At 71.2% G+C, this 23,302-nt stretch carries 17 protein-coding genes and 1 pseudogene; 7 read left to right on the forward strand and 11 right to left on the reverse strand.

Translation table 11 applies throughout. The annotated features are described in order from the left end of the window. Both VXC91_RS01805 and VXC91_RS01810 read right to left on the reverse strand, forming a co-directional pair. The gene (locus VXC91_RS01805) at window positions 1-789 is read right to left on the reverse strand and encodes a hypothetical protein (RefSeq protein WP_329504554.1); all 789 of its coding nucleotides are present in this window, start codon (window positions 787-789) and stop codon (window positions 1-3) included. Window positions 790-941: 152 nt separating this feature from the next. Further along, window positions 942-2,663: a PucR family transcriptional regulator gene (locus tag VXC91_RS01810; RefSeq protein WP_329504556.1), complete on the reverse strand. Its 1,722-nt coding sequence runs from the start codon at window positions 2,661-2,663 to the stop codon at window positions 942-944. Between the two features lie 330 nt (window positions 2,664-2,993). Between VXC91_RS01810 and VXC91_RS01815 the strand changes: the two genes are divergently transcribed. From VXC91_RS01815 to VXC91_RS01825, 3 genes are read left to right on the forward strand one after another with little or no spacing between them, the layout of a single operon-like run. Further along, window positions 2,994-3,884, forward strand: coding sequence for an FAD binding domain-containing protein (locus VXC91_RS01815; RefSeq protein WP_329504557.1), 891 nt, complete (start codon window positions 2,994-2,996; stop codon window positions 3,882-3,884). After that, complete coding sequence (locus VXC91_RS01820) at window positions 3,884-4,456, forward strand: (2Fe-2S)-binding protein (protein WP_329504558.1); 573 nt, start codon at window positions 3,884-3,886, stop codon at window positions 4,454-4,456. The genes VXC91_RS01815 and VXC91_RS01820 overlap by 1 nt, the downstream gene beginning before the upstream one ends. 2 nt (window positions 4,457-4,458) lie before the next feature. Continuing rightward, window positions 4,459-6,837, forward strand: coding sequence for a xanthine dehydrogenase family protein molybdopterin-binding subunit (locus VXC91_RS01825; RefSeq protein WP_329504559.1), 2,379 nt, complete (start codon window positions 4,459-4,461; stop codon window positions 6,835-6,837). Between the two features lie 222 nt (window positions 6,838-7,059). Here VXC91_RS01825 and VXC91_RS01830 read toward each other — a convergent pair whose 3' ends face one another. The 5 genes from VXC91_RS01830 to VXC91_RS01850 all read right to left on the reverse strand — a co-directional run bounded on the left by VXC91_RS01830 (window position 7,060) and on the right by VXC91_RS01850 (window position 12,654). Then, the gene (locus VXC91_RS01830) at window positions 7,060-7,710 is read right to left on the reverse strand and encodes a class I SAM-dependent methyltransferase (protein WP_329504561.1); all 651 of its coding nucleotides are present in this window, start codon (window positions 7,708-7,710) and stop codon (window positions 7,060-7,062) included. Beyond that, window positions 7,707-8,174 (reverse strand): SRPBCC family protein, encoded by a 468-nt coding sequence (locus tag VXC91_RS01835; RefSeq protein ID WP_329504563.1) that lies wholly within the window; start codon window positions 8,172-8,174, stop codon window positions 7,707-7,709. Before VXC91_RS01835 ends, VXC91_RS01830 begins: the two co-directional genes overlap by 4 nt. A gap of 202 nt (window positions 8,175-8,376) precedes the next feature. After that, window positions 8,377-10,599, reverse strand: coding sequence for a catalase/peroxidase HPI (gene katG / locus VXC91_RS01840; RefSeq protein WP_329504564.1), 2,223 nt, complete (start codon window positions 10,597-10,599; stop codon window positions 8,377-8,379). 33 nt (window positions 10,600-10,632) lie between these two features. Then, a complete protein-coding gene (locus VXC91_RS01845) occupies window positions 10,633-11,070 on the reverse strand; it encodes a Fur family transcriptional regulator (protein WP_329504566.1) in 438 nt (145 codons plus the stop codon). A 423-nt stretch (window positions 11,071-11,493) separates the two neighbouring features. Continuing rightward, window positions 11,494-12,654 (reverse strand): magnesium and cobalt transport protein CorA, encoded by a 1,161-nt coding sequence (locus VXC91_RS01850; RefSeq protein WP_329504568.1) that lies wholly within the window; start codon window positions 12,652-12,654, stop codon window positions 11,494-11,496. Between the two features lie 169 nt (window positions 12,655-12,823). On the opposite strand from VXC91_RS01850, the gene VXC91_RS01855 reads away from it, so the two are divergent. Both VXC91_RS01855 and VXC91_RS01860 read left to right on the forward strand, forming a co-directional pair. Further along, window positions 12,824-13,378, forward strand: coding sequence for an AAA family ATPase (locus VXC91_RS01855; protein WP_329504569.1), 555 nt, complete (start codon window positions 12,824-12,826; stop codon window positions 13,376-13,378). Window positions 13,379-13,468: 90 nt separating this feature from the next. After that, window positions 13,469-14,602, forward strand: a complete 1,134-nt coding sequence (locus tag VXC91_RS01860) for a winged helix DNA-binding domain-containing protein (RefSeq protein WP_329504570.1) — start codon at window positions 13,469-13,471, stop codon at window positions 14,600-14,602. A gap of 142 nt (window positions 14,603-14,744) precedes the next feature. Here the strand turns inward: VXC91_RS01860 and VXC91_RS01865 are convergent. The 3 genes and pseudogenes from VXC91_RS01865 to VXC91_RS01875 all read right to left on the reverse strand — a co-directional run. After that, window positions 14,745-14,948: pseudogene (locus VXC91_RS01865) on the reverse strand (trypsin-like serine protease); the annotation flags it as partial. Between the two features lie 243 nt (window positions 14,949-15,191). After that, window positions 15,192-18,002: a helix-turn-helix transcriptional regulator gene (locus VXC91_RS01870; protein WP_329504572.1), complete on the reverse strand. Its 2,811-nt coding sequence runs from the start codon at window positions 18,000-18,002 to the stop codon at window positions 15,192-15,194. A 229-nt stretch (window positions 18,003-18,231) separates the two neighbouring features. Continuing rightward, complete coding sequence (locus VXC91_RS01875) at window positions 18,232-19,068, reverse strand: helix-turn-helix transcriptional regulator (RefSeq protein WP_329504574.1); 837 nt, start codon at window positions 19,066-19,068, stop codon at window positions 18,232-18,234. 101 nt (window positions 19,069-19,169) lie between these two features. Here VXC91_RS01875 and VXC91_RS01880 point away from each other — a divergent pair, with 101 nt between their 5' ends. Then, complete coding sequence (locus tag VXC91_RS01880; RefSeq protein WP_329504576.1) at window positions 19,170-20,849, forward strand: AMP-binding protein; 1,680 nt, start codon at window positions 19,170-19,172, stop codon at window positions 20,847-20,849. Next, a complete protein-coding gene (locus VXC91_RS01885) occupies window positions 20,846-22,456 on the forward strand; it encodes an AMP-binding protein (protein ID WP_329504577.1) in 1,611 nt (536 codons plus the stop codon). Before VXC91_RS01880 ends, VXC91_RS01885 begins: the two co-directional genes overlap by 4 nt. 9 nt (window positions 22,457-22,465) lie before the next feature. On the opposite strand, the gene VXC91_RS01890 is transcribed toward VXC91_RS01885, so the two are convergent. After that, the gene (locus VXC91_RS01890; protein WP_329504579.1) at window positions 22,466-23,230 is read right to left on the reverse strand and encodes a hypothetical protein; all 765 of its coding nucleotides are present in this window, start codon (window positions 23,228-23,230) and stop codon (window positions 22,466-22,468) included. Window positions 23,231-23,302: the final 72 nt, after the last annotated feature.

The raw sequence follows: 23,302 nt of genomic DNA on the forward strand, positions 1-23,302 counted from the left end.
CTAGGCGGCGTCCGGTCCCGCTCCCGGCTTCACCGACACCAGCTGCCGTGCGAGCCAGGTCGGTACACCGCCCAGCAACCGGAACAGCCGGCCCGCCTCGGCCCGCAGCCGGGAGGCCTCCGGCTCGGTCTCCGTGTCCGCGAGCGACGCCAGCGCGGGCGCCGTACCAACCAGGTAGCCCAGCTCCTCACGGATCCGCAGCGATTCGGCGAAGCCGTGCCGGGCCTCCGCCACCTCGCCCTCGCGCAGTGCGAGTCCCGCCAGATGGCGCCAGGTGAAGGAGAGCAGCAGCGCGTCCCCGTACGCGGAGGCGTTCGCATGGGCGCGGCGGTAGGCGGCGAGGGCCGCCTGCGGGGAGTGGGCGAGGTTCTCGGCGATGAGCCCCCGCCGGAAGTCCAGCAGCGCCCGGCCCGGAGCGCCCGGCGCGATCAGCGCGGCGGCCCGGCCGAGCGCGGCGCGCGCCTCGTCCGCCCGGTCCCGGACACCGTGCAGCGTGGCCGCGTACGCCAGTTGACCGCGCTCGCACGCCGCGGCGCCCCGCTCCTCGTCGCTGTGGGCCTGTGCCTCGGCCGTGCGCAGCGCGTCCTCGGCGTCCTCCCAGCCCTGCTCCGTGTACAGGCACCGTTCGACGAGCAGCGTGGCCCGCTGGAGCGAGGCCTCCGCCGTCTGCGCCTGCAGAAGGGCCGCCGCGTCGGCCCAGCAGGCGCGTGAGCGCAGCCGCCACACTGCGGTCTGGAGTGGATCGTCACCTGCGGTCGTTCCCGTACCAGACATGGCGGTATACGCCACGTTGCCCTCCCCGAGCGCGCCGTCGAGCTGTTGAGTGGTGGCGGCATTCCAGCACCAATCGCGGCGCCGGGCCAAGGGGGCGGGTGAAGGATTTCACAAAGTCGTGGGACAGGGCGGCGGTCGGAACCACCGTTCGTGCCGTCTGTGTGACCTCAGCTCATGCGCAACGCCAGGAAGAAGTCGAGCTTGTCCTCGAGGCGCGAGAGGTCACGACTCGTCAACTGCTCGATACGCCCGACCCGGTAGCGCAGCGTGTTGACGTGCAGGTGCAGCCGGGTCGCACAGCGGGTCCAGGAGCCGTCGCACTCCAGGAACGCCTCCAGGGTCGGGATCAGCTCGGCGCGGTGCTTGCGGTCGTAGTCGCGCAGGGGGTCCAGAAGGCGAGCCGTGAAGGCACGGCGCACATCGTCCGGGACGAACGGCAGCAGCAGCACATGCGAGGCCAGCTCCTGGTGGCCGGCGGCACAGACCCGGCCGGGCCGGGCTGCGGCGACCCGGCGGGCGTGCCGTGCCTCCTCCAGGGCGCCGCGCAGCCCCTCGGCCGAGTGCACCGCGGCGCTGACGCCCAGCGTCAGCCGGCCGTCGCCGTCGAGTCCCGCGGACAGAGGGGCCCGTACGGCCTCCAGGAGCGCGTCGGCGAGGATGCCCGGCTCGGTGCCGTCGTGCTCCGACGAGATCGCCGGCAGGGGGACGAGCGCGATGGCCTCGTCGCCCATGTGGGCCACCGCGATCCGGTCGGCGTGCTCCGGAGCGTCCGACTGGGGGTACTCCCGGTCCGAAGAGACCGAGGGAGTGTCGACCAGGATCTCCTCGAGCAGCGACTGGGCGATGAGGCCGCTCTCGGCCTCCCCCTCGTCCCACTCGATCCGGGCCACGACCACCTGCCAGTGCGGGGCCGCTCCGAGACCGGGCAGCAGCACGGGCGCCGCGACCCGCAGCCGGGCCGCGATCTCGGCGGGCGCTGCCCCCGTCTGCACCAGCTCGAGGACCTCCTGGGCGAGCCGCCGCCGCACCGTGCGCGCCGCGTCCCGCCGGTCCCGCTCGACCGCGATCAGCTGGGTGACGCCCTGCAGCAGGTCGAGCCGTTCCTCGGCCCAGTCGCCGGCGTCCGACTCGACGGCGAGCAGCCAGTCGGACAGCACCGTCTCGCGCACGTCCCGTGCCGCCTCGCCCATGCGGTCCGTCTCGGACGCCGGAAAGCGGTGGCCCCAGTTGCGGATCGGGAAGAGCGAGTACGTCGTCGTGCCGACCGTCACCCGGTGCGGTCCACGGCGGCCGGTGCGCACCGCCGTCAGGTGCTCGGCGGCCAGCCGGGTGCGGACGTCCGCCGCGAGCCCCGGCGTCGGGCCCGCGATCGGGCGGCCGGTGGGGGAGAGTACCCAGGCGCGCAGGTCCAGGTCGGAGCCGAGCAGGTCGAGGACGACGTCCGGGCCCCCGCCCGCCGGACCCGAGGTCATCATCCGCCGGTGCCGCTCCACCACGGCCGCCAGGTCCCCGGCCCGCTCGCCGGAGACCTGGCGCACGACGTGCTCGGTGATGGTGGCGAACGCCACCGACTCGTGGACGGCGAACAGCGGCAGCCGGTGCCGGGCGCAGGCCACGGCCAGGTCTTCCGGGATGTCTCCCAGCTCGGCCTCGCCGACGGCGAGCGCGGCGACGCCCGCACCTGCGAGAATACGGACGAAGGGCTCGGAGTCCGCGGCATCGTGCCGCCACGCCAGGCCCGTGAGGACCAGTTCGCCGCCGGAGAGATAGCGGCTCGGGTCCTTGAGATCCGTGGTCATCACCCCACGCACGGCGCGGTCCAGCTCGTCCTCGCCGCCCAGCAGCCGCAGCCCCAGCGCGTCGGTGGTCAGCAGTGCGCGCAGCCGCATGTCTCGTCGCCGCCGTTCTTGTCCGGAAATCCACGTTCGATCGGCCAGGGCGTTGGCCTGGGGTCACGGAAGCCGTGCTCGCGATTCCTTCCGGCAGTGCGTGATGTTTCCAGAGGAAACCGGTGAGGAAACTGATGGCCTCCGTTCATATGAATCTACAAGATGGGCCCCCTGGCCAGCCAACTCCTTCATGGTTTCGGTGACTGACCCCGGCGAAGCGGGGGCGGTGTACTGACCCCGTTGCGGGTTGAGAGCACCTGAACGAGCCGGGCCCGCCGACCGATCTCGGCTCGATCCGTACGACCCACGAAACGAAGAAGAGAGCCGGTCATGGACTTCCTTCGCCCTTCAAGCTGGGAAGAGGCGCTCGCCGCCAAGGCGGAGCACCAAACCGCTGTGCCGATCGCAGGCGGCACCGATGTGATGGTCGAGATCAACTTCGACCACCGCCGGCCCGAGTACCTGATGGACCTCAACCGCATCGGCGAACTGTACGAGTGGGAGGTCGGCGAGGACAGCGTGCGGCTCGGGGCCTCGGTCCCCTACGCCAAGATCATGGAGCACTTGCAGGTGGAACTGCCGGGCCTGGCCCTCGCCTCCCACACGGTCGCCTCCCCGCAGATCCGCAACCGGGGCGGCGTCGGCGGCAACCTCGGCACCGCCTCCCCGGCCGGCGACGCCCATCCCGCCCTCCTCGCGGCGGGTGCCGAGGTCGAGGCCGAGTCGGTGCGCGGCTCCCGCCGCATCCCGATCGACGCGTTCTACACCGGCGTGAAGCGCAACGCTCTGGCGCCCGACGAACTGATCCGCGCCGTCCACATCAAGAAGGCCGACGGCCCGCAGCAGTACTCGAAGGTCGGCACCCGCAACGCGATGGTCATCGCGGTGTGCGCCTTCGGCCTCGCCCTGCACCCAGCGACCCGCACGGTCCGCACCGGCATCGGCTCCGCCGCCCCGACCCCCGTCCGGGCCGAGGCCGCGGAGGAATTCCTGAACGCGGCGCTCGACGAGGGCGGTTTCTGGGAGAACGGCAGGATCATCACTCCGTCGGTCGCCAAGCAGTTCGCCGACCTGTGCTCCGCCGCGTGCAACCCGATCGACGACGTCCGGGGCACCGCGAGCTACCGCCGCCACGGGGTCGGCGTCATGGCGCGCCGCACCCTGACCTGGACCTGGGAGTCCTACCGCGGCACCGCCCGCGCCACGGAGGGAGTCGCGTAATGCGCGTCAACTTCACCGTCAACGGACGTCCGCAGGAAGCGGACGACGTCTGGGAGGGCGAGTCGCTGCTGTACGTCCTCCGCGAGCGCCTGGGGCTGCCGGGCTCCAAGAACGCCTGCGAGCAGGGTGAGTGCGGCTCCTGCACGGTACGCCTGGACGGCGTGCCGGTGTGTTCCTGTCTGGTCGCCGCCGGACAGGTGGAGGGCCGCGAGGTCGTCACGGTCGAGGGACTCGCGGACTACGCCGAGCAGCGGTCCTGCGCCTCGGACGGGAGCGGTACCTCACTGGACGAGGCGAAACACCGGCGGGCCAAGGGGGCCGGCTCACAGACCGGCGAGGGTGCGGAGCTCTCCCCGATCCAGCAGGCGTTCATCGACGCGGGTGCCGTCCAGTGCGGCTTCTGCACCCCGGGTCTGCTCGTGGCGGCCGACGAGATGCTGGAACGCAACCCCGACCCGAGCGACGCGGACATCCGTGAGGCGCTGTCGGGCAATCTGTGCCGCTGCACCGGCTACGAGAAGATCATGGACGCGGTCCGCCTGGCGGCCGCCCGGCAGTCCGAGGGGGTCTGAGCATGCCCAACGGCGTTCCCACCAAGATCACGCAGGGCTCTCGGACCAAGGGCGGCATCGGCGAGTCCACGCTCCGTCCGGACGGCATCCTCAAGGTCACCGGGGAGTTCGCGTACTCCTCCGACATGTGGCACGAGGACATGCTGTGGGGCCAGATCCTGCGCTCCACGGTCGCGCACGCCGAGATCGTCTCGATCGACACGAGCGCGGCTTTCGCCACACCCGGCGTGTACGCCGTCATGACGTACGACGACCTGCCGACCGAGGTGAAGTACTACGGTCTGGAGATCCAGGACACCCCTGTTCTGGCCCACGGCAAGGTCCGCCACCACGGCGAGCCGGTCGCGATCGTCGCCGCAGACCACCCGGAGACCGCGCGGCGCGCCGCCGCCAAGATCAAGGTGGAGTACCACGAGCTGCCGGTCGTCACGGACGAGGCGTCCGCGACGGCCCCTGACGCGCCCCTCGTCCACGAGAACCGCACCGACCACCACAGCGGCCATGTTCCGCACCCCAACATCGTCCACCGCCAGCCGATCGTCCGCGGCGACGTGGCGGAGGCCCGCGGGCGGGCCGACGTGATCGTCGAGGGCGAGTACTCCTTCGGCATGCAGGACCAGGCCTTCCTGGGGCCGGAGTCGGGACTCGCGGTCCCGGCGGAGGACGGCGGCGTCGACCTCTACATCGCCACCCAGTGGCTCCACTCCGACCTGCGTCAGATCGCGCCCGTCCTCGGCCTGCCACCGGAGAAGGTGCGGATGACGCTGTCCGGCGTCGGCGGCGCGTTCGGGGGCCGCGAGGACCTGTCGATGCAGATCCACGCCTGTCTGCTCGCGCTGCGCACCGGCAAGCCGGTCAAGATCGTCTACAACCGTTTCGAGTCGTTCTTCGGGCACGTCCACCGCCACCCCGCGAAGCTGTACTACGAGCACGGCGCCACCCGCGAGGGGAAGCTGACCCACGTCATGTGCCGGATCGTGCTCGACGGCGGCGCCTACGCCTCCGCGTCCCCGGCGGTCGTCGGCAACGCCGCCTCCCTGGGCATCGGCCCGTACGTCGTGGACGACGTCGACATCGAGGCCATCGCCCTCTACACCAACAACCCGCCCTGCGGCGCCATGCGTGGCTTCGGCGCGGTCCAGGCGTGCTTCGCCTACGAGGCGCAGATAGACAAGGTGGCGAAGGAACTCGGCATGGACCCGGTGGAGTTCAGGCAGGTCAACGCCATGGAGCAGGGCAGCGTCATGCCGACCGGACAGCGGGTCGACTCCCCGGCCCCGGTCGCCGAACTCCTGCGTCGCGTCAAGGCGATGCCGATGCCGCCGGAGCGCCAATGGGAGAGCTCCGAGGGCGCGGACGTCCGGCAGCTGCCCGGCGGTCTGTCCAACACCACGCACGGCGAAGGCGTCGTACGCGGTGTCGGCTACGCGGTCGGCATCAAGAACGTCGGATTCTCCGAGGGCTTCGACGACTACTCCACCGCAAAGGTGCGCATGGAGGTGATCGCGGGGGAGCCCGTCGCCACCGTGCACACCGCCATGGCGGAGGTCGGCCAGGGCGGTGTCACCGTCCACGCGCAGATCGCCCGCACCGAGCTGGGCGTCACCCAGGTGACGATCCAGCCGGCCGACACGCAGGTGGGGTCGGCGGGTTCGACGTCCGCCTCCCGCCAGACATATGTCACCGGCGGCGCCGTGAAGCACGCGTGCGAGCTGGTTCGTGAGAAGGTGCTGGAGATGGGCCGCCGCACGTTCGGCTCGACCCATCCGGCCTGGGCCACGGCCGAACTGCTGCTGGAGGGCGGCAAGGTCGTCACCGACGCCGGCGAGGTGCTCGCCGACCTGGTGGACGTCCTCGGTGACGAGGCCGTCGAGGTCGAGCGGGAGTGGCGGCACCGGCCCACCGAGCCCTTCGACCTGCGCACCGGACAGGGCAACGGCCATGTCCAGTACTCCTTCGCCGCGCATCGCGCCGTGGTGGAGGTCGACACCGAACTGGGTCTGGTCAAGGTCATCGAGCTGGCCTGTGCCCAGGACGTCGGCAAGGCGCTCAACCCGCTGTCCGCCGTCGGCCAGATCCAGGGCGGTACCACCCAGGGCCTGGGCATCGCGGTCATGGAGGAGATCGTCGTCGACCCGAAGACCGCGGAGGTGAAGAACCCGTCCTTCACCGACTATCTGATCCCCACCATCCTCGACACGCCGACCATCCCGGTCGACGTGCTCGAACTCGCCGACGACCACGCCCCCTACGGGCTGCGGGGCATCGGCGAGGCGCCCACCCTTTCCTCGACTCCCGCGATCCTGGCGGCCATCCGCAACGCCACCGGCCTGGAGCTGAACAGGACGCCGGTACGGCCCGAACACCTCACGGGCACGTGACCCCACGGGTGCTGAACAGGTGATTTTCACTGGGGGACCCCGTCCCACAGGCCCCCGATGCGGCCTGTCTCTTCTTCACGCCGCTGACGGCGATCGTCCCCCAGGAGGTGGCCTCGGCGGCTCTGGTGGTCATCGGGGCCATGATGCTGCCTCCACACCCCATCCACCACGACACGACGCCGGTCTCCACCGAACGGATCGGGTCGTTGGCCCGAGTGGGCATCAGACGGGTCTGCGGGCGAGGAGATACGCCTGCGGGCTGCCCTCCCGGGGGCCGTCTGCGGCCCGCACGAGCCGGGCGACCTCCTCGAAACCGGCCCGGCCCAGCAGCTCGGAGATCCTCTCCGGCGGGTAGCGGTAGACGTCCAGGGACAGATCGTGGCCGTAGGCGTGGTCGAGGTGCACACACTCGTCGCCGACCTTGAAGGCCATGAGGAGGTGTCCACCGGGGGCGAGGACCCGATGGAACTCCGAGAAGACCGCGGGCAGTTCCTCCGGCGGCGTGTGCACGGTGGAGTACCAGGCGAGGGCTCCCGCCAGCGAGCCGTCCCGGAGGTCGAGGGCGGTCATCGACCCGACGTCGAAGCGGAGACCGGGGTAGGCCTGCCGGGCGACGGCCACCATCTGCGGTGAGAGATCGATCCCGAAGGCGTCGAGTCCCAGCTTCTCCAGATAGGTCGTGATCCGTCCGGGGCCGCATCCGAGATCTCCGACCAGCCCGCCGCCGCCGTCGAGCACCCGCTCGGCGAACACCCCCAACATGGCACGGTCGAAGGGCATGTTCGCGAGCTGGTCCCTGAGCAACCTGTCGTAGTCCTCGGCCACCTCGTCGTACGAGGCCCGGGTCGTCCGATGGTGCGCGGTCTCCGTCATGCTGGAGGACTGTAGACGTCCCCACCGACACCGGGGCCGGGATCCGCCGCGAGCAACCCGTCCACCGCGCGTGCGAACATCCTTCGCCCCGCCCATCCCAGCGGCCGGTCGAAGAGCGCGGGCAGCGGGCGTACGGCCAGGTCCTCCCGCCACACCACGCGGGAGCCCCCCTTGCCGTGGGGGTGAACCTCGATCTCCGCCCAGCCGGTGACGAACCGCCCTTGCTTGACCAGGCGGCACAGTGCCGGTGGCCGCCAGACCGTCACCTGCATCGGGTCGTCCAAGGTGAGTGGACCGAGACCGGTGCGGGCCACGAAGACGGTGCCCTCGGCCGTCGGTGGCGGGGTGAGCACCGAGATCCGGGTCAGCGGCACCACGTTCCCGTGGCGCGGCCAGTCCGTGAGGCGGCGCCAGGCCTGGTCGACGGAGAGCCGGGTGACGCGTTCGACGAGGAAGAGGACCACCGGGGGATCGTAGGCAGGCGTTCGCCATTTCCGGCGTCGGGCACGCACAGACGGACAGAGTGTGAATTCACGGCAGGAGGGGTGACAAAGGGCGCACTCTCGCCGGCACATGCCGCATGGGGTGGACAACGCGCCCACCCCAGAGGCCGCTGAAGGCAGAGACCGGCCCGGCCGGCGTGCGCCGGCCGGGCCGGACGCCGGATCAGACGAGGTCGAACCGGTCCAGGTCCATCACCTTGGTCCAGGCGGCGATGAAGTCCTTCACGAACTTCTCCCGTGCGTCATCGCTCGCGTAGACCTCTGCGAGCGCACGCAGCTCGGAGTTCGACCCGAAGACCAGGTCGGCCCGGGTGCCGGTCCACTTGACCTCGCCCGTGGCCGCGTCGCGGCCCTCGAACGTGGTCTGGTCCTCGGACGTCCCCTTCCACGTCGTGCCCAGGTCGAGCAGGTTGACGAAGAAGTCGTTGGTCAGGACGCCGGGGGTCTCGGTGAACACGCCGAGCGCGGACTGCTGGTGGTTCGCGCCGAGGACGCGCAGACCGCCGACGAGGACCGTCATCTCGGGGGCGCTCAGGGTCAGCAGGTTGGCCCGGTCGAGCAGCAGGTACTCGGCCGGCAGGCGGTTGCCCTTGCCGAGGTAGTTGCGGAACCCGTCGGCGGCCGGCTCGAGCGCCACGAAGGACTCCGTATCGGTGTGCTCCTCGGTCGCGTCGACGCGGCCCGGGGTGAAGGGCACCTCGATGTCGTACCCGGCGTCCTTGGCGGCCTTCTCCACGGCCGCGGAGCCGCCGAGCACGATGAGGTCGGCCAGGGACACCTTCTTGGCGCCGGAGTCGGACTCCTGCCGGATGCCCTCGAGGACGCGCAGGACCGACGCGAGCTGGTCGGGGTCGTTGACCTCCCAGCCGCGCTGCGGCTCCAGGCGGATGCGCGCGCCGTTGGCGCCGCCGCGCTTGTCGCTGCCGCGGAACGTCGAGGCCGACGCCCACGCGGTGGCGACGAGCTGCGAGACGGTCAGGCCCGAGTCGAGGAGCTTGGCCTTGAGGGCCGCGATGTCCTCGGCGTCGACGGCCTCGCCCTGGGCCTCCGGCAGCGGGTCCTGCCACAGCAGGGTCTCCTGCGGAACCTCCGGGCCGAGGTACAGCGACTTCGGGCCCATGTCGCGGTGGGTCAGCTTGTACCAGGCCCGGGCGAACGCGTCGGCGAACTCCTCCGGGTTCTCGTAGAAGCGGCGGGAGATCTGCTCGTAGATCGGGTCGAAACGCAGCGACAGGTCGGTGGTGAGCATCGCCGGGGCGATCTTCTTCGAGGGGTCGTGGGCGGCGGGCACCGTGCCCTCGCCCGCGCCGTCCTTCGGCTTCCACTGCTTGGCGCCGGCGGGGGACTCGGTCAGCTCCCACTCGTAGCCGAAGAGGTTCTCGAAGAAGTTGTTGCTCCACCGGGTCGGCGTGGTGGTCCAGGTCACCTCGAGGCCGGACGTGATGGCGTCCGCGCCCTTGCCGGCGCCGAAGGTGTTCTTCCAGCCCAGGCCCTGCTCCTCCATCGAGGCGGCCTCGGGGGCGGGGCCGACGTGGTCCGCGGGGCCGGCGCCGTGGGTCTTGCCGAAGGAGTGGCCGCCGGCGATCAGGGCGACCGTCTCCTCGTCGTCCATCGCCATCCGGCGGAACGTCTCACGGATGTCGCGCGCCGCGGCGATCGGGTCCGGGTTGCCGTTGGGGCCCTCCGGGTTGACGTAGATGAGGCCCATCTGGACCGCGCCGAGGGGGTTCTCCAGCTCCCGGTCGCCGGTGTAGCGCTCGTCGCCGAGCCAGGTGGTCTCGGGGCCCCAGTAGACGTCCTCCTCCGACTCCCAGACGTCCGCACGGCCGCCGCCGAAGCCGAAGGTCTTGAAGCCCATCGACTCCAGTGCCACGTTGCCGGTGAGGATCATGAGGTCGGCCCAGGACAGGCTCTTGCCGTACTTCTTCTTGACCGGCCACAGCAGACGGCGGGCCTTGTCGAGGTTTCCGTTGTCCGGCCAGCTGTTGAGCGGCGCGAAGCGCTGCTGGCCGGCGCCGGCACCGCCGCGGCCGTCGCTGATCCGGTAGGTGCCAGCGCTGTGCCAGGCCATCCGGATCATGAACGGGCCGTAGTGGCCGAAGTCGGCGGGCCACCAGTCCTGCGAGGTGGTCAGCACCTCGGCGATGTCCCGTTTCACGGCCGCGAGGTCGAGGCTCTTGAACGCCTCGGCGTAGTCGAAGTCCTCGCCGAGCGGGTTGGCCACGGCGGGGTTCTTGGCAAGGATCTTCAGGTTGAGCCGCTCCGGCCACCACTGGCGGTTTCCGCCACCCTGCGTCGGGTGCGGGGCGCGCCCGTGCGCCACCGGGCAGCCACCTGCGCCCTCGGTCTTGGGATCGGTGACGCTTGCCTCATGGTTCTCGGACATGGGAATCCTTCCGGACTCGGTGGTTCACGGTGCTCAGGAACTGCGGGCGGTGGAACAGTCGGGGCACAGGCCCCAGTAGATGACCTCGGCCACGTCGACCGAGAAGCCGTGGTCGTCGGACGCGGTCAGGCAGGGCGCCTCACCGACCGCACAGGCGACGTCGGCGACAGCACCGCACGACCGGCACACGATGTGGTGGTGGTTGTCCCCGACGCGTCCCTCGAACCGGGCCGGGCCGCCGGCCGGTTCGATGCGGCGTATGAGTCCCACCCCGGTGAGTGCGTGGAGGGCCTCGTACACGGCTTGCAGGGAGATGTGCCCCACGCGATCGCGAACCGCGGAGGCGATCGCCTCGACGCCGAGGTGGTCACCCTCGCGGACGGTCTCGAGCAGTGCGACGCGGGCGGCCGTCACCCGCAGGCCGGCACCGCGGAGCTCCTCGGCGGTGGTCGGGGTCTGGGATGCGGTCACGGCGCCGAACCTACCGCTCCAAACACGAGGGATTCAAGAAAACGAATAACCCAAGTTTGCCAGAGTCGCGAGCGGCCTTTGTCCCGCCTTGTCCTGCGTCCGACTTTCGGTGGCCATGCGTGCGTCCGCGGTCGCGTTCCGGAGTGTCCTGGCCCGCCGACGGTCTCCTTGTGCGTCACCGGTGGCCCTCGATACGGTGCGTGGTCCAGAACGGGGTCAGGTCCGTGGTCGTCGCGGCCCGGGCGGCCGTGCCGGCTCCGGCTGACGACCGCACTGGAAAGCCCACGCCCACATCTGTGGCGCCGCCGCACGTGGGCAACAGATCGCCCACGCCCTGTAGATGGCGCCGCGCATCCGCGCCACCTACAGGGCCATGGGCATGTCCGCCGAGGTACGAAGTCGATCGAGCCTGCTTGCTTGTCGCTACAGCCAGTCGCGGTGCTTGAAGATGAAGTACAGGCTCACGCAGACGATCCCCATCAGGCCGATCGCGACGGGGTATCCGAACCCCCAGTGCAGTTCCGGCATGTGCTGGAAGTTCATGCCGTAGATCGTGCCGACCAGTGTCGGCGCGAACAGGATCGCCGCCCAGCTGGAGATCTTCTTGATCTCCTCGTTCTGCTCGAAGCCCGCCTCCGCCAGTGCCCGCATCTCCGCGTTCTGCTGTTGTGTGACGAGCGTGGCGTTCACCGTCAGGATGTCGGCCAGGGCCTGGCGGAAGCCGTCGACGCGCTCGCTGGTGTGCGTGACATGGTCGGCCACGTCCCGCAGATAGCGCTGCAGTTCCTCGTCCGTGCCGTACTTCGCGAAGCCCGCCATCAGGCCGCGCAGCATGCCCACCAGGGGGCGAGTGGCGCGCTGGAACTCCACCATCTCGCGGGAGAGTTCGTAGATACGCCGGGAGACCTCCGGGTCGCCGCGGAAGACCTCGGTCTCGATCTCGTCGATGTCGATCTGCACGCCTTCCACCACGGGGGCGTATCCGTCGACCACCGCGTCCAGGATCGCGTACAGCACGGCCTCCGGGCCCAGCCTCAGCAGCTCCGGTGACTCCTCCATGCGTTTGCGGACGGCCGACAGATCCGGTGCGGCGCCGTGGCGGACGGTGACGACGAAGTCCGGGCCGACGAACACGTGCAGCTCACCGAAGTCGACCTCTTCCGGTGCGTCCAGATAGCGGGCGGCGCGCAGCACGACGAACAGCGTGTCGCCGTAGCGCTCCAGCTTCGGCCGCTGGTGCGCCTCCATCGCGTCCTCCACCGCGAGCGGGTGCAGGTCGAACTCCTCGGCCAGAGAGAACAGTTCGGCCTCGGTGGGACGGGCGAGACCGATCCACGCCATGCCGTCCGGCTCGTCGGGCAGCCCTCGGAAGGTCTCGGCCAGGGTGGCAGGTGACGAGACGCGGACGCCGCCCCGGTACAGGGCCGCCTGCACGATGCTGCCCGTGTCCGCCGCTTCCGCGGACGCCGGGGCGGAGGCGGGAGCCGGGGGACTCGCGGGTGGGGCCGCCGTCTGGGTCAGGGCTCGGCGCCAGACGGACTTCCTGCCGTTCCTCGGGGCCGGACGGGCAGGGCGCTCGGACATCGCGGGTGCCTCCCGTGTCGAACGTACGTCTGTGTGATCACGGAGCAGGATATACGGGGGATACGGCCCATCTCCGTATGGGACCAGACCCCGGGCCGTGTCGGACGATCGGCGAGCGGCCGGAGCCCCACGACGCTGCGGGGGGTTGCCGACTGGCACGCTGTCGCCCATGGATCGTTCAGAAGTACTGCTCATCGGTGGACGGGCCGGGGTCGGCAAGACGACGGTGGGGTGGGAGGTCTCCGCGCTGCTGCGTGCCGCGGCCGTTTCTCATGCGGTCATCGACGGTGACTTCATGGGGCAGGTACACCCGGCGCCGAAGGGGGACCCCGACCGCTCGGGGGTCACCGAGAGCAACTTGACGGCCGTGTGGGGAAACTTCGCTCAACGCGGCTACCGCCGCCTGATCTACACGAACACCCTGTGCGTGCTGCCCGAAGCGACGGGCATGTTCGAGCGGGCCATGGGGGCCGGGGTGCGGATCGTACGGGTAGTGCTCACCGCCTCCGATGCCACCACCCGGGAGCGACTCGTGGGCCGGGAACTCGGCTCGGAGCTGGAGAAGGAACTGCAGGGCAGCGTCCCTAAGGCACGTCTCCTGGACGAGCGGGCTCCCGCGGAGGCGCTGCGCGTGGTGACGGACGGCCGGCTTGTGGTGGACATCGCGCAAGAGGTGGTGACTGCCACCGGCTGGACCGGGCCCCACCCCGCCTGTGGATCGTGATCGCGCGAGGCGTGAGGGCCGGGAGCGTGGCCGGGATCCGGTGAGCATCGCGGACAGTAGCTGTCCGCAAGCGTCGATAGCGTGCAGGGCATGACGAAGACGAGCTCCGCGACACGCAAGGCGCCCCGGACGGCTTCGGCGCCCGTTCTCGGTCTCCGCACCCTCAACCGCGCCACTCTCGACCGTCAGTTCCTGCTGCGCCGCTCGCCGCTGCCCGCGAAGGCCGCCGTCGGGCATCTCCTCGGACTCCAGGCGCAGAACGTCAAGCCCCCGTACTACGCGCTCGCTGCCCGACTGGAAGGCTTCGCCCCCGAGCACCTCTCGCGGCTCGTCGCCGACCGCGAGGTCGTCCGCATCGTCACCATGCGCTCCACCATCCACGCCCACACCGCCGACGACTGCCTCAGCCTGCGTCCGCTGGTCCAGCCGGCCCGCGACCGTGAGCTCGGTCTCTTCCGCAAGGGTCTCGCAGGAGTCGACCTCGACCGGCTCTCCGTCCTCGCCCGGGACCTCGTGGAGGCCGAGCCGCGCACCATGAAGCAGCTGCGCGAGGCCCTGCCGGCCCAGTGGCCGCACGCCGACCCCCAGGCCCTCGCGCTCGCGGCCCGCTGCCGGCTGCCGCTGGTCCAGGTCACCCCGCGCGGGCTGTGGGGCCGTAGCGGCCAGGTCGCGCTCACCACCGCCGAGCACTGGCTCGGACGCCCCGCCGAGCCGGCCCCCACCCCGGACTCCGTCGTACTGCGCTATCTCGCCGCGTTCGGGCCCGCCTCGGTGAAGGACATGCAGACCTGGGCCGGTCTCACGGGCCTGCGCGACGCCTTCGAACGACTCCGCCCCCGGCTCTCCACCTTCCGGGACCCGATCGGCGTGGAGCTCTTCGACCTCCCCGATGCGCCCAGGCCCGATCCGGACACCCCGGCCCCGCCCCGATTCCTGCCCGAGTTCGACAACCTGCTTCTCTCCCACGCCGACCGCACCCGCATCGTGCCCCCGGACCTCAAGGGCCGCAGCTGGTCGGGCAACCAGGCCCACCGCACGCTCCTCGTCGACGGTCTCCTGGCCGGCGTGTGGAAGCTGGAGAAGGACGCGCTCGTCATCGAGCCCTTCGGCAGGCTGACCAGGGCTCAGCGGGAGGACGTGACGCGGGAAGGGGAGCGGATGCTCGCCGTGATGCATCCGGGAACGCCGTACGACATCCGGTTCGGGAGCGTCGTACGGCGGTGAGGGGCTCTTCCGGTCGCCCTGCGGTGACTGCTCCGGTGGGGCCAGGCCCGGTTGGAGAGGGAGCGTTGCGGGCCGCTCGTGGAGGCCCGCAACGCCCCCTGGTATCTACCTGAGTGATCGTCCTCAGGAGTCTTCGGGGCGGCTACGAGCCGACCTGTGCGCTCACCGGGCTCGAGAAGGCGGTCAGCCGGGTGCAGACGCCCGGGGGGCCGGCCTCGGCGCAGCCGTTGCCCCGGGAGGTGATGCCTGCCAGGACGCCCCCGATGAGCAGGGGACCGCTGCTGTCGCCCCGGCAGGTGTCCACGCCGCCCGAGGAGTAGCCGGCGCACACCATGTCGCTCCCGTGGTATGCGGAGGTCGCGGTGGCGGCAACGGCGGTCTTTGTGCCGCGGTTGTTCCCGAACATGGGTCTCCTCATGGCGTTGCCGGTGGGGGTCGCGCGGGTGTGGTGCCCGGGCGAACGGCACGTTCCTTACGCTAGAAGCCGGTGGAGTTCGGCCCAATGAGGGAACCCCCTGGGGGAGTTGGGCAGGGAAAACCCTCGGTCTGTGCGCGTAAACCCGTCAAACCGTCTGCCGGGAGGTGGAGTTCAGCCGGACGGTCGCCCCGCCGCCAGTCGCACGATGTCCACCCGTGACCGGATCCCCAGCTTGCGGTAGACACGCGTGAGCGTCGCCTCCACCGTCTTCACGCTGATGAACAGGCGGGCCGCGATCTCCCGGTTCGTCGCGCCCTCCATGACCAGCGCGGCCACCTGCCGCTCCGTCGCGGCCAGGGAGTCGAGAGCGGCCGCGGCCAGCGGCGGCTGGGCCGGGCTCGTCACCGTCGCCGTCTCCACCTGGCGCAGCCACGGCATCGCACGGCAGCGACGGAAGAGCCGGGCCGCCTCGTCGTAGGCCGCCGGTCCCGTCGGCCGGCCGGGCAGACCGGCGAGCGCGTAGGCCGCCCGCGCCTCCTCCAGCCTGTACCCCAGTTCGGCCAGTCTGTCCTGACACAGTGTCAACTGCCGGGCCGCTGCGTTCGCCTCGCCACGGGCCGCACGCGTCAGCGCCTCCGCCCGGTCCAGTACCGCGAGCACGCTCTCTCGTCCGAGGTGCTGCGCCCGGGCACGGGTGGCGTCGATGACGCCCTGTGCCTCGGCCGGCTCCCCGATGCGCACCAGTGCCTCGGCGAGGTCGCCGTGCCAGCGCCCCCGGGCGGGGTCGGTGACCCCGAGCCCTTCCTCCAGCTCCCGGACCCTGCGCAGGGAGTGGACCGTCCCCGGCGCGTCGCCGGCCACCAGCTGGGCGTGCCCCAGCGCGGCCAGCGCCCGCGACAGATAGATCACGTCGCCGTCCTCCTCGGCGCGCGCCACCGCCTCGCGCGCCAGCGACAGGGCCCGGTCCACCTCACCGCCCGCGGCCTCGGCGAGCGAGGTGAGCATCGCGCTCGCAGCCTCGCCGATCCCGGTGTCCCGCGCCAGCCGGAGGCTCTCGCGCGCGAGGTCAAGCGCTCGTCCGCAGTGCCCCGCCCGCAGTTCGGTCTCGGCGAGACCGCGCAGGAAGTGCACCTCGGCCTCGACCATTCCGCGCCGTCGCGCCTCGCGTAGCAGCGAGCTGACCGTCTTGCGGGCCTCGGCCAGCTGGTCACTCATGATCAGCCAGCGGAACCGTACGGAGCCCGCGCCGTTGTGGTCGCACGCCACCCGTGGGTCCTGCGGCTCCTTCAGCGCCCGCTTGATGGTCAGGGGCGCGTCCGGATGTCCCATCAGGGTCTCGGCCTGAGCCTGGAAGGCCAGTGCCAGCAGTTCGTTGCGCCGGTCGCCCGCCCGGGCCGCCAGGTCCGCGGCGCGCGCGCCCTCCTCCCGCGCCCGCTCGAAGTCACCCTCCACGAGCAGCGCCCGCCAGGCGAGCTGGTAGTGCACGAGGGTCAGCAGCCGCGGGTCGTCCCCCGCATCGGCCAGCGCCTGCGGGAAGACCGCGTCGACCTCGGCCATGGCGTGCCCGGCGGCGTCGATGACGACCATCCACGCCCGCACCCGGTCCGCCGGCTCGGTCGCGTGGGCCAGCACCTCGTCGGCGATGTCCCGGGCGAAGTCGGTCTCCCCGGCGGTCAGCGCGTCCGCGGCCGCCTGCAACCGCCGCTCGTCCGGGCCCGGTACGGCATCGCTCGGAGTGTGCCGGGCCGCGAGCAGCCCGAGTTCCGCCGCCACCGACGGCGCGCCCCGGTCCCGGGCTACGGCCGCGGCCTCGCCCAGACGTGCGGCCACTTCGGGGTCCGTACCCGTCGTCGCCAGCGCGAGATGACGGGCCCGCTCGATCGGATCGGAGGCCGCGGTGGACAGGGCGGCGTGCGCCGCCCGTCGCTCCTGGGCGTCGGCCTGCGCGTACAGCGCGGCCGATATCAGCGGATGCGCGAACCGTACGCCCGGCGCGTCCTGTTCGGTCACCAGCAGCCCGAGGGCGGCGGCCTGCGCGGTGTCCGCCTCCGCGTTCGTCCGGCCCGCCGCGTGCAGCAGGGCCAGTGTGGGACGTGCCCCCGCGCTCGCCACGAGCAGTGTGCGGCGCGCCTCCGCGGACAGGGCCTCGAGCCGGTTGAGCACCAGGGCCCGCAGCGAGGTCGGCACGGGCAGCGGCTCACCGGGGCTCGGCGGTGTCGTGCTCTCGACGAGGGCACGGCCGAGTTCCAGCGCGAACAGCGGATTGCCGCCGCTGGTGCGGTGGATGTCCCGGACGGTGGAGCGGGGCAGGCCGGTGTAGCCGCGGTGGTCGAGGAGTTCGGCGACATGGGCGCGGGAGAGCGGGTTGATCCTGACGGCGAGCGTGTCCGGCGGGGACGCGCTCAGACAGCGGTCGTACTCCTGGCCCTGCGGCTGGGTGTGGGTGCGGACCGCGCACAGCATTTGCACGGGCGTGCCGCCGAGGCGTCGCGCCGCGAAGCCGAGCAGTTCGGCGCTTGCCGGGTCCAGCCACTGGAGGTCGTCGGCGACGATCAGCACAGGGCCGCGGGAGGCGAGGGCCCGGAGGGTGGACAACACCGCGAGCCGCAGCGCGAGTCCGTCCCGTTGCAAGGTGGACTCGCCGCGGCCGGTGAGCGCGGACTCCAGCGCGGTGCGCTGCGGGGCGGGCAACTGGCAGGCGACCTCGTCCACCACGAGACCGAGCAGATCGGCCAGGGCCAGGAAGGGCAGGTGCGATTCGGACTCGGTCGCCGAGCATCGCAACACGGTGCGCACCACTTCGCCGTATTCCGTGGCCAGCGAGCGCAGAACCGTCGACTTTCCAATTCCGGCCGGGCCGTGCACCAGCACACTTCCCCCGGCGGCGAGCTGCTCGCGTGCGCCGGCGAACAGCTCCTCCCGTCCGATGATCAGGTCGGGGCGGGGTCTGGCAGGCTCCTTGAAGTCCCGTCGCACGGTCACCGCTCCCCTCGGGTGTGTCGTGTCCTGGCCAGGCCAATATTAGGCAACCGGCCATTGAATTCGGGACAGATGATCGTGGTGAGGAAATAACAGATGGATGGCACGGGGGAATTCGTCGGGGCGCCGAACGAATGGAGCACCGACCGTCCAGAGGAGTGCAAATAGGGCGGATGGGTGGTAATCCTCCAAGAACCTCCCGTGAGCGGGGGAGGGACGCGGGCCCGGGGGTCTACGGCAGTATCCCCGCGCGCCGCGCCGCGACCACCGCCTCCCACCGGGTGCGCGCGCCCAACTTCCGCATCGCCGACCGCAGATAGGCCTTCACCGTCTCCGGACGCAGTCCCAGCCGCTCCGCGGCCACCGCGTTGGTGGAGCCCACCGCCACACAGGACAGGACGTCCACCTCCCGAGGGGAGATACCCGCGGGCCGAGCGGGGGAGGAGGGGGAGACCGCACCCGCGAGGCGCCCGCAGACCTCGAGGAGTTCGGCCCGCAACGCCGGGTCCTCGACCCGCTGGGCCAGCGCCCGCAGCGTGCCGTGGGCCTCGCGGACCTGCTCCCAGGCCGCTCCAGACGGTCCCGCAGGCTCCCGTACGGCCGTCAGCAGGGCACGAGCCTCGTCCCGTGCGACCAGTGCCTGCTCCACGTCCCGCGCGGCCTCCACGGCGGCGCTCAGCGTTCGGTCGCCGAGGGGCTGCGCCGTTCGCAGGGCGCCGTACAGCACACCGCGCACCCGGCGCCGTACGACGACAGGCACGGCCAGCACGGACTTCAGGCCTTCCGTCGCCACCGCCGCGTCGTACTCGTGGCTGATCTGCCGGGAGGCCGAGTAGTCGGTCACCGCGCACGGCCGGGCAAGCGCCACCACCTTGCCGCCCAGACCGTTGCCGGAGACGACGGCCAGTGCGCTGAGCGCTCTCGTCGCATTGCCGCTGAGTTCGCTGATGCGGATCTGCGGCCGCCCGGACTCCACCAGGCCGCCGAAGGCGACCGGCAGCCCCGTGGCACGCCGCAGACGCACCAGTGCGCCACGCACCTCCACCGCTTCGGCTGCGTCTGCTGCCACGTGCTCGCCCTTTCATCGTGGCGTACCCCCGTTCGGGGGTAGTGAGACCTGTATCACGGATTACACGATGTTCGGTGGCTGTCCGGCAAGGAGGAGGACACATGACGGCGAACACCGACGCGACCGCGGCCTTCCGGGCCGCACGGGACTTTCTGCTGGCGCACCGGGAGGACTACGAGGCGGCATACGGGGGCTTTTGCTGGCCGCGCCCTGCGTACTTCAACTGGGCGCTCGACTGGTTCGACGTCATCGCGGACGGCAACGACCGCACGGCGCTGCACATCGTGGAGGAGGACGGCACCGCCACCCGGCTGTCCTTCGCGGAGATGTCCGAGCGCTCGAACCGGGTCGCCAACCGGCTGCGCGAGTGGGGCGTGCGCGCCGAGGACCGCATCCTCGTCATGCTCGGCAACCAGGGCGAGCTGTGGGAGACGGCGCTGGCCGCGATGAAGCTGCGCGCCGTCGTCATCCCGGCCACTCCCCTGCTCGGCCCCGCCGACCTGCGCGACCGTGTGGAGCGCGGCCGGGTCCGGCATGTCGTCGTACGCGCCGAGGACACCGCCAAGTTCGACGAGGTGCCCGGCGACTACACCAGGATCGCCGCCGGCGGTGCGCCCGAGGGCTGGCTGGCGTACGAGGACGCGTACGCCTCCGGCGCGGACTTCCGGCCGGACGGGCCGACCCGCGCCGACGACCCGCTGATGCTGTACTTCACCTCGGGCACGACCGCCCGGCCCAAGCTGGTCGAGCACACCCATGTCTCGTATCCGATCGGCCACCTGGCGACCATGTACTGGATCGGCCTCAAGCCCGGGGATGTGCACCTCAACATCTCCTCTCCGGGCTGGGCCAAGCACGCCTGGTCGAATCTCTTCGCCCCGTGGAACGCGGAGGCGACCGTCTTCCTGTACAACTACACCCGCTTCGACGCGGTCCGGCTGATGGCCGAGATGGACCGCGTGGGCGTGACCACCTTCTGCGCCCCGCCAACCGTGTGGCGCATGCTCATCCAGGCCGACCTCGGGCAGCTGCGCACCGCGCCGCGTGAGGCGGTCGCCGCCGGCGAGCCGCTCAACCCCGAGGTGATCGAGCAGGTACGGCAGTCCTGGGGCGTGACCGTCCGGGACGGCTTCGGACAGACGGAGACGGCCGTACAGGTCTCCAACAGCCCGGGTCAGCCGCTGAAGACGGGCTCCATGGGCCGTCCCAGCCCGGGCTTCCGCGTCGAACTGCTCGATCCCGTGAGCGGGGCGCCCGGCGTGCCGGAGGGCGAGATCGCCCTGGACCTGTCCGAACGGCCCGTCGGTCTGATGACCGGCTACCACGGCGACGCCGAGCGCACAGCGGAGGCGATGTCCGGCGGCTACTACCGGACCGGGGACATCGGCTCGCGCGACGAAGACGGATACATCACCTATGTCGGGCGTGCCGACGACGTGTTCAAGGCATCCGACTACAAGATCTCCCCCTTCGAGCTGGAGAGCGCACTGCTCGAACACGAGGCGGTGGCCGAGGCGGCCGTGGTGCCCGCGCCGGACGAGGTGCGTCTCGCGGTGCCGAAGGCGTACATCGTGCTCGCCGCCGGCTGGGAGCCCGGTCCGGACACCGCGAAGGTCCTCTTCGAGCACTCCCGCGAGGTGCTCGCCCCCTACAAGCGCATCCGCCGCCTGGAGTTCGGCGAGCTGCCCAAGACCGTCTCCGGCAAGATCCGCCGGATCGAACTGCGTGAGGCCACGGCGGCGGGTTCCGAGCACGAGTACCGCGAGGAGGACTTCCGGTGACGGAACTGTCGTACACGCACGGGACGAGCGGCACCGCCCTGCTGGGGGACACGATCGGGGACAATCTGGACCGGGCCGTGGCCGCCTGGCCGGAGCGTGAGGCGCTCGTCGACATCCCGTCCGGGCGACGCTGGACCTACGCCCGGTTCGCGCAGGACGTGGACCGGCTGGCGTACGCGCTGCTGGGGAGCGGGATCGCCAAGGGTGACCGGGTGGGCATCTGGGCCGTCAACTGTGCGGAGTGGGTGCTGGTCCAGTACGCCACCGCCCGCATCGGCGCGATCATGGTCAACATCAATCCGGCCTATCGCACACACGAGGTCGAGTACGTTCTCAACCAGTCGGGCATCTCGCTGCTGTTCGCCTCCCTCAGCCACAGGACGAGCGACTACCGGGTGATGGTCGAGGAAGTGCGCAGCAGGTGCCCGCAGCTGCGCGAGGCGGTCTACATAGGCGACCCGAGCTGGGACGCGCTGCTCAGCCGCGGGACGCCCGACCTGCAGGAGGAGTTCCGCGCCCGCAGGGGCGAGCTGTCCTGCGACGACCCCATCAACATCCAGTACACCTCGGGGACGACGGGCTTTCCGAAGGGAGCCACTCTCTCCCACCACAACATCCTCAACAACGGGTACTTCGTGGGCGAGTTGATCGCCTACACCGAGCAGGACCGGGTCTGCATCCCCGTGCCCTTCTACCACTGCTTCGGCATGGTGATGGGCAACCTCGCGGCGACCTCGCACGGCGCCTGTATGGTCATCCCGGCGCCGTCCTTCGACCCCAGGGCCACGTTGCAGGCCGTCCAGCAGGAGCGCTGCACCTCGCTCTACGGCGTGCCGACCATGTTCATCGCGGAGCTGAACCTCGCCGATTTCGCGACGTACGACCTCTCCTCCCTCCGCACCGGCATCATGGCGGGCTCGCCGTGCCCGGTCGAGGTGATGAAGCGGGTGGTCGCCGAGATGCACATGGAGGAGGTCTCCATCTGCTACGGCATGACGGAGACCTCACCGGTGTCGCTGCAGACCCGGATGGACGACGACCTGGAGCACCGCACCGGGACCGTCGGCAGGGTCCTGCCGCATATCGAGGTCAAGGTCGTCGACCCGGCCGGCGTCACCCTGCCGCGTGGCTCGGCCGGCGAACTGTGCACCCGTGGCTACAGCGTGATGCTCGGCTACTGGAACGAGCCCGAGAAGACCGCGGAAGCCGTCGACCCGGGCCGCTGGATGCACACGGGGGACCTGGCGATGATGCGCGAGGACGGCTACGTCGAGATCGTCGGCCGCATCAAGGACATGATCATCCGCGGCGGCGAGAACGTCTACCCGCGCGAGATCGAGGAGTTCCTGTACACACATCCGAAGATCGCCGACGTCCAGGTGGTCGGGGTTCCCCACGAGCGGTACGGCGAAGAGGTCCTCGCCTGTGTCATCCCGCGCGATCCTGCCGATCCGTTGACGCTGGAGGAGGTGCGGGTCTTCTGTGCGGGGCGGCTCGCCCACTACAAGATCCCGAGCAGGCTGCAGCTCCTCGACTCCTTCCCCATGACGGTCTCGGGCAAGGTGCGCAAGATCGAGCTTCGGGAGACCTACGCGGAAGGGGATTAGGGGCGGCCCTCAGGCCCGGCCGGCGGCCAGTTCGTCGGCTGGGTCGTTCACCGGCTGTGGTGTGCCGGTGAGGTCGAGGACGAAGAGCGGGACGGCGAGACGGTCGGCGACGTAACGGGCGTCGTCGTCGTAGCCCGCGAGCGAGAAGTAGGCGCAACGGACGGACGCGGACATGGCGGTCAGCCACAGGCACTCCACGTCCCGCAGCGTGGCCGGGTGCACCGTCGGGTCCACCTGCGCAAGGATCCCCCGTGCCGCGAGTCCGATCCCGTTCGGCTGCCGCTGGTCGGCGCGCCGGATGCGGCGGTAGCCGAGCCAGCGCAGATACAGCGCGGCGGCGGTGACGGCGTCCCGCGCGGTGCGGATGGCGACGGGCCGGAAGGCGCCGCGGGGCGACGCGCCGCTCCCGCCACGCACCGGGGGCGCCAGGCCCTCTCCCTCTCCCCGTGTCACCTCCGTGTCCGGGTCGGCGGCGCCCGCGTCCATCGGGGCGGACGGCGCCGGCGGTCGCGGTTCGCGGTGCACCGGCATCAGGAGGATCGTTCCGCACGGGCAGCCCAGCTCCGGACGAGGCCACTGGTCCGCGCGGCCGCAGGTCCCACAGCGGACGGTGACCCAGGCGTCGTCCCAGGTGTGACGGGTGACGACGCGAGGTGCCGAGAGGCGGTCCAGCGGCGGGGTGACGGGTGCGCCGCACGGGCACGGATAGGCCGGCGCGGTGTAGAGGTGCTCGCGCCGACAGGCCGGGCAGCACACCGGCACGCTCTCGGGCATGGCCCACTCCAAGGCGTCAGGTCGGACAGCGCTCCCATGGTGCTCCCGCGGCGCCCTGCTTGTCCTTCGCTT

Source organism: Streptomyces chiangmaiensis, from assembly GCF_036281785.1.
GTDB lineage: Bacteria > Actinomycetota > Actinomycetes > Streptomycetales > Streptomycetaceae > Streptomyces > Streptomyces chiangmaiensis.

Coding starts and splice junctions, on each gene's coding strand:
- VXC91_RS01820 (WP_329504558.1), top strand. CDS start 3,884: ATGCGCGTCAACTTCACCGTCAACGGACGTCCGCAGGAAGCGGACGAC.
- VXC91_RS01860 (WP_329504570.1), top strand. CDS start 13,469: ATGACGAAGACGAGCTCCGCGACACGCAAGGCGCCCCGGACGGCTTCG.
- VXC91_RS01810 (WP_329504556.1), bottom strand. CDS start 2,663: ATGCGGCTGCGCGCACTGCTGACCACCGACGCGCTGGGGCTGCGGCTG.
- katG (WP_329504564.1), bottom strand. CDS start 10,599: ATGTCCGAGAACCATGAGGCAAGCGTCACCGATCCCAAGACCGAGGGC.
- VXC91_RS01825 (WP_329504559.1), top strand. CDS start 4,459: ATGCCCAACGGCGTTCCCACCAAGATCACGCAGGGCTCTCGGACCAAG.
- VXC91_RS01850 (WP_329504568.1), bottom strand. CDS start 12,654: ATGTCCGAGCGCCCTGCCCGTCCGGCCCCGAGGAACGGCAGGAAGTCC.
- VXC91_RS01890 (WP_329504579.1), bottom strand. CDS start 23,230: ATGCCCGAGAGCGTGCCGGTGTGCTGCCCGGCCTGTCGGCGCGAGCAC.
- VXC91_RS01880 (WP_329504576.1), top strand. CDS start 19,170: ATGACGGCGAACACCGACGCGACCGCGGCCTTCCGGGCCGCACGGGAC.
- VXC91_RS01815 (WP_329504557.1), top strand. CDS start 2,994: ATGGACTTCCTTCGCCCTTCAAGCTGGGAAGAGGCGCTCGCCGCCAAG.
- VXC91_RS01855 (WP_329504569.1), top strand. CDS start 12,824: ATGGATCGTTCAGAAGTACTGCTCATCGGTGGACGGGCCGGGGTCGGC.
- VXC91_RS01830 (WP_329504561.1), bottom strand. CDS start 7,710: ATGACGGAGACCGCGCACCATCGGACGACCCGGGCCTCGTACGACGAG.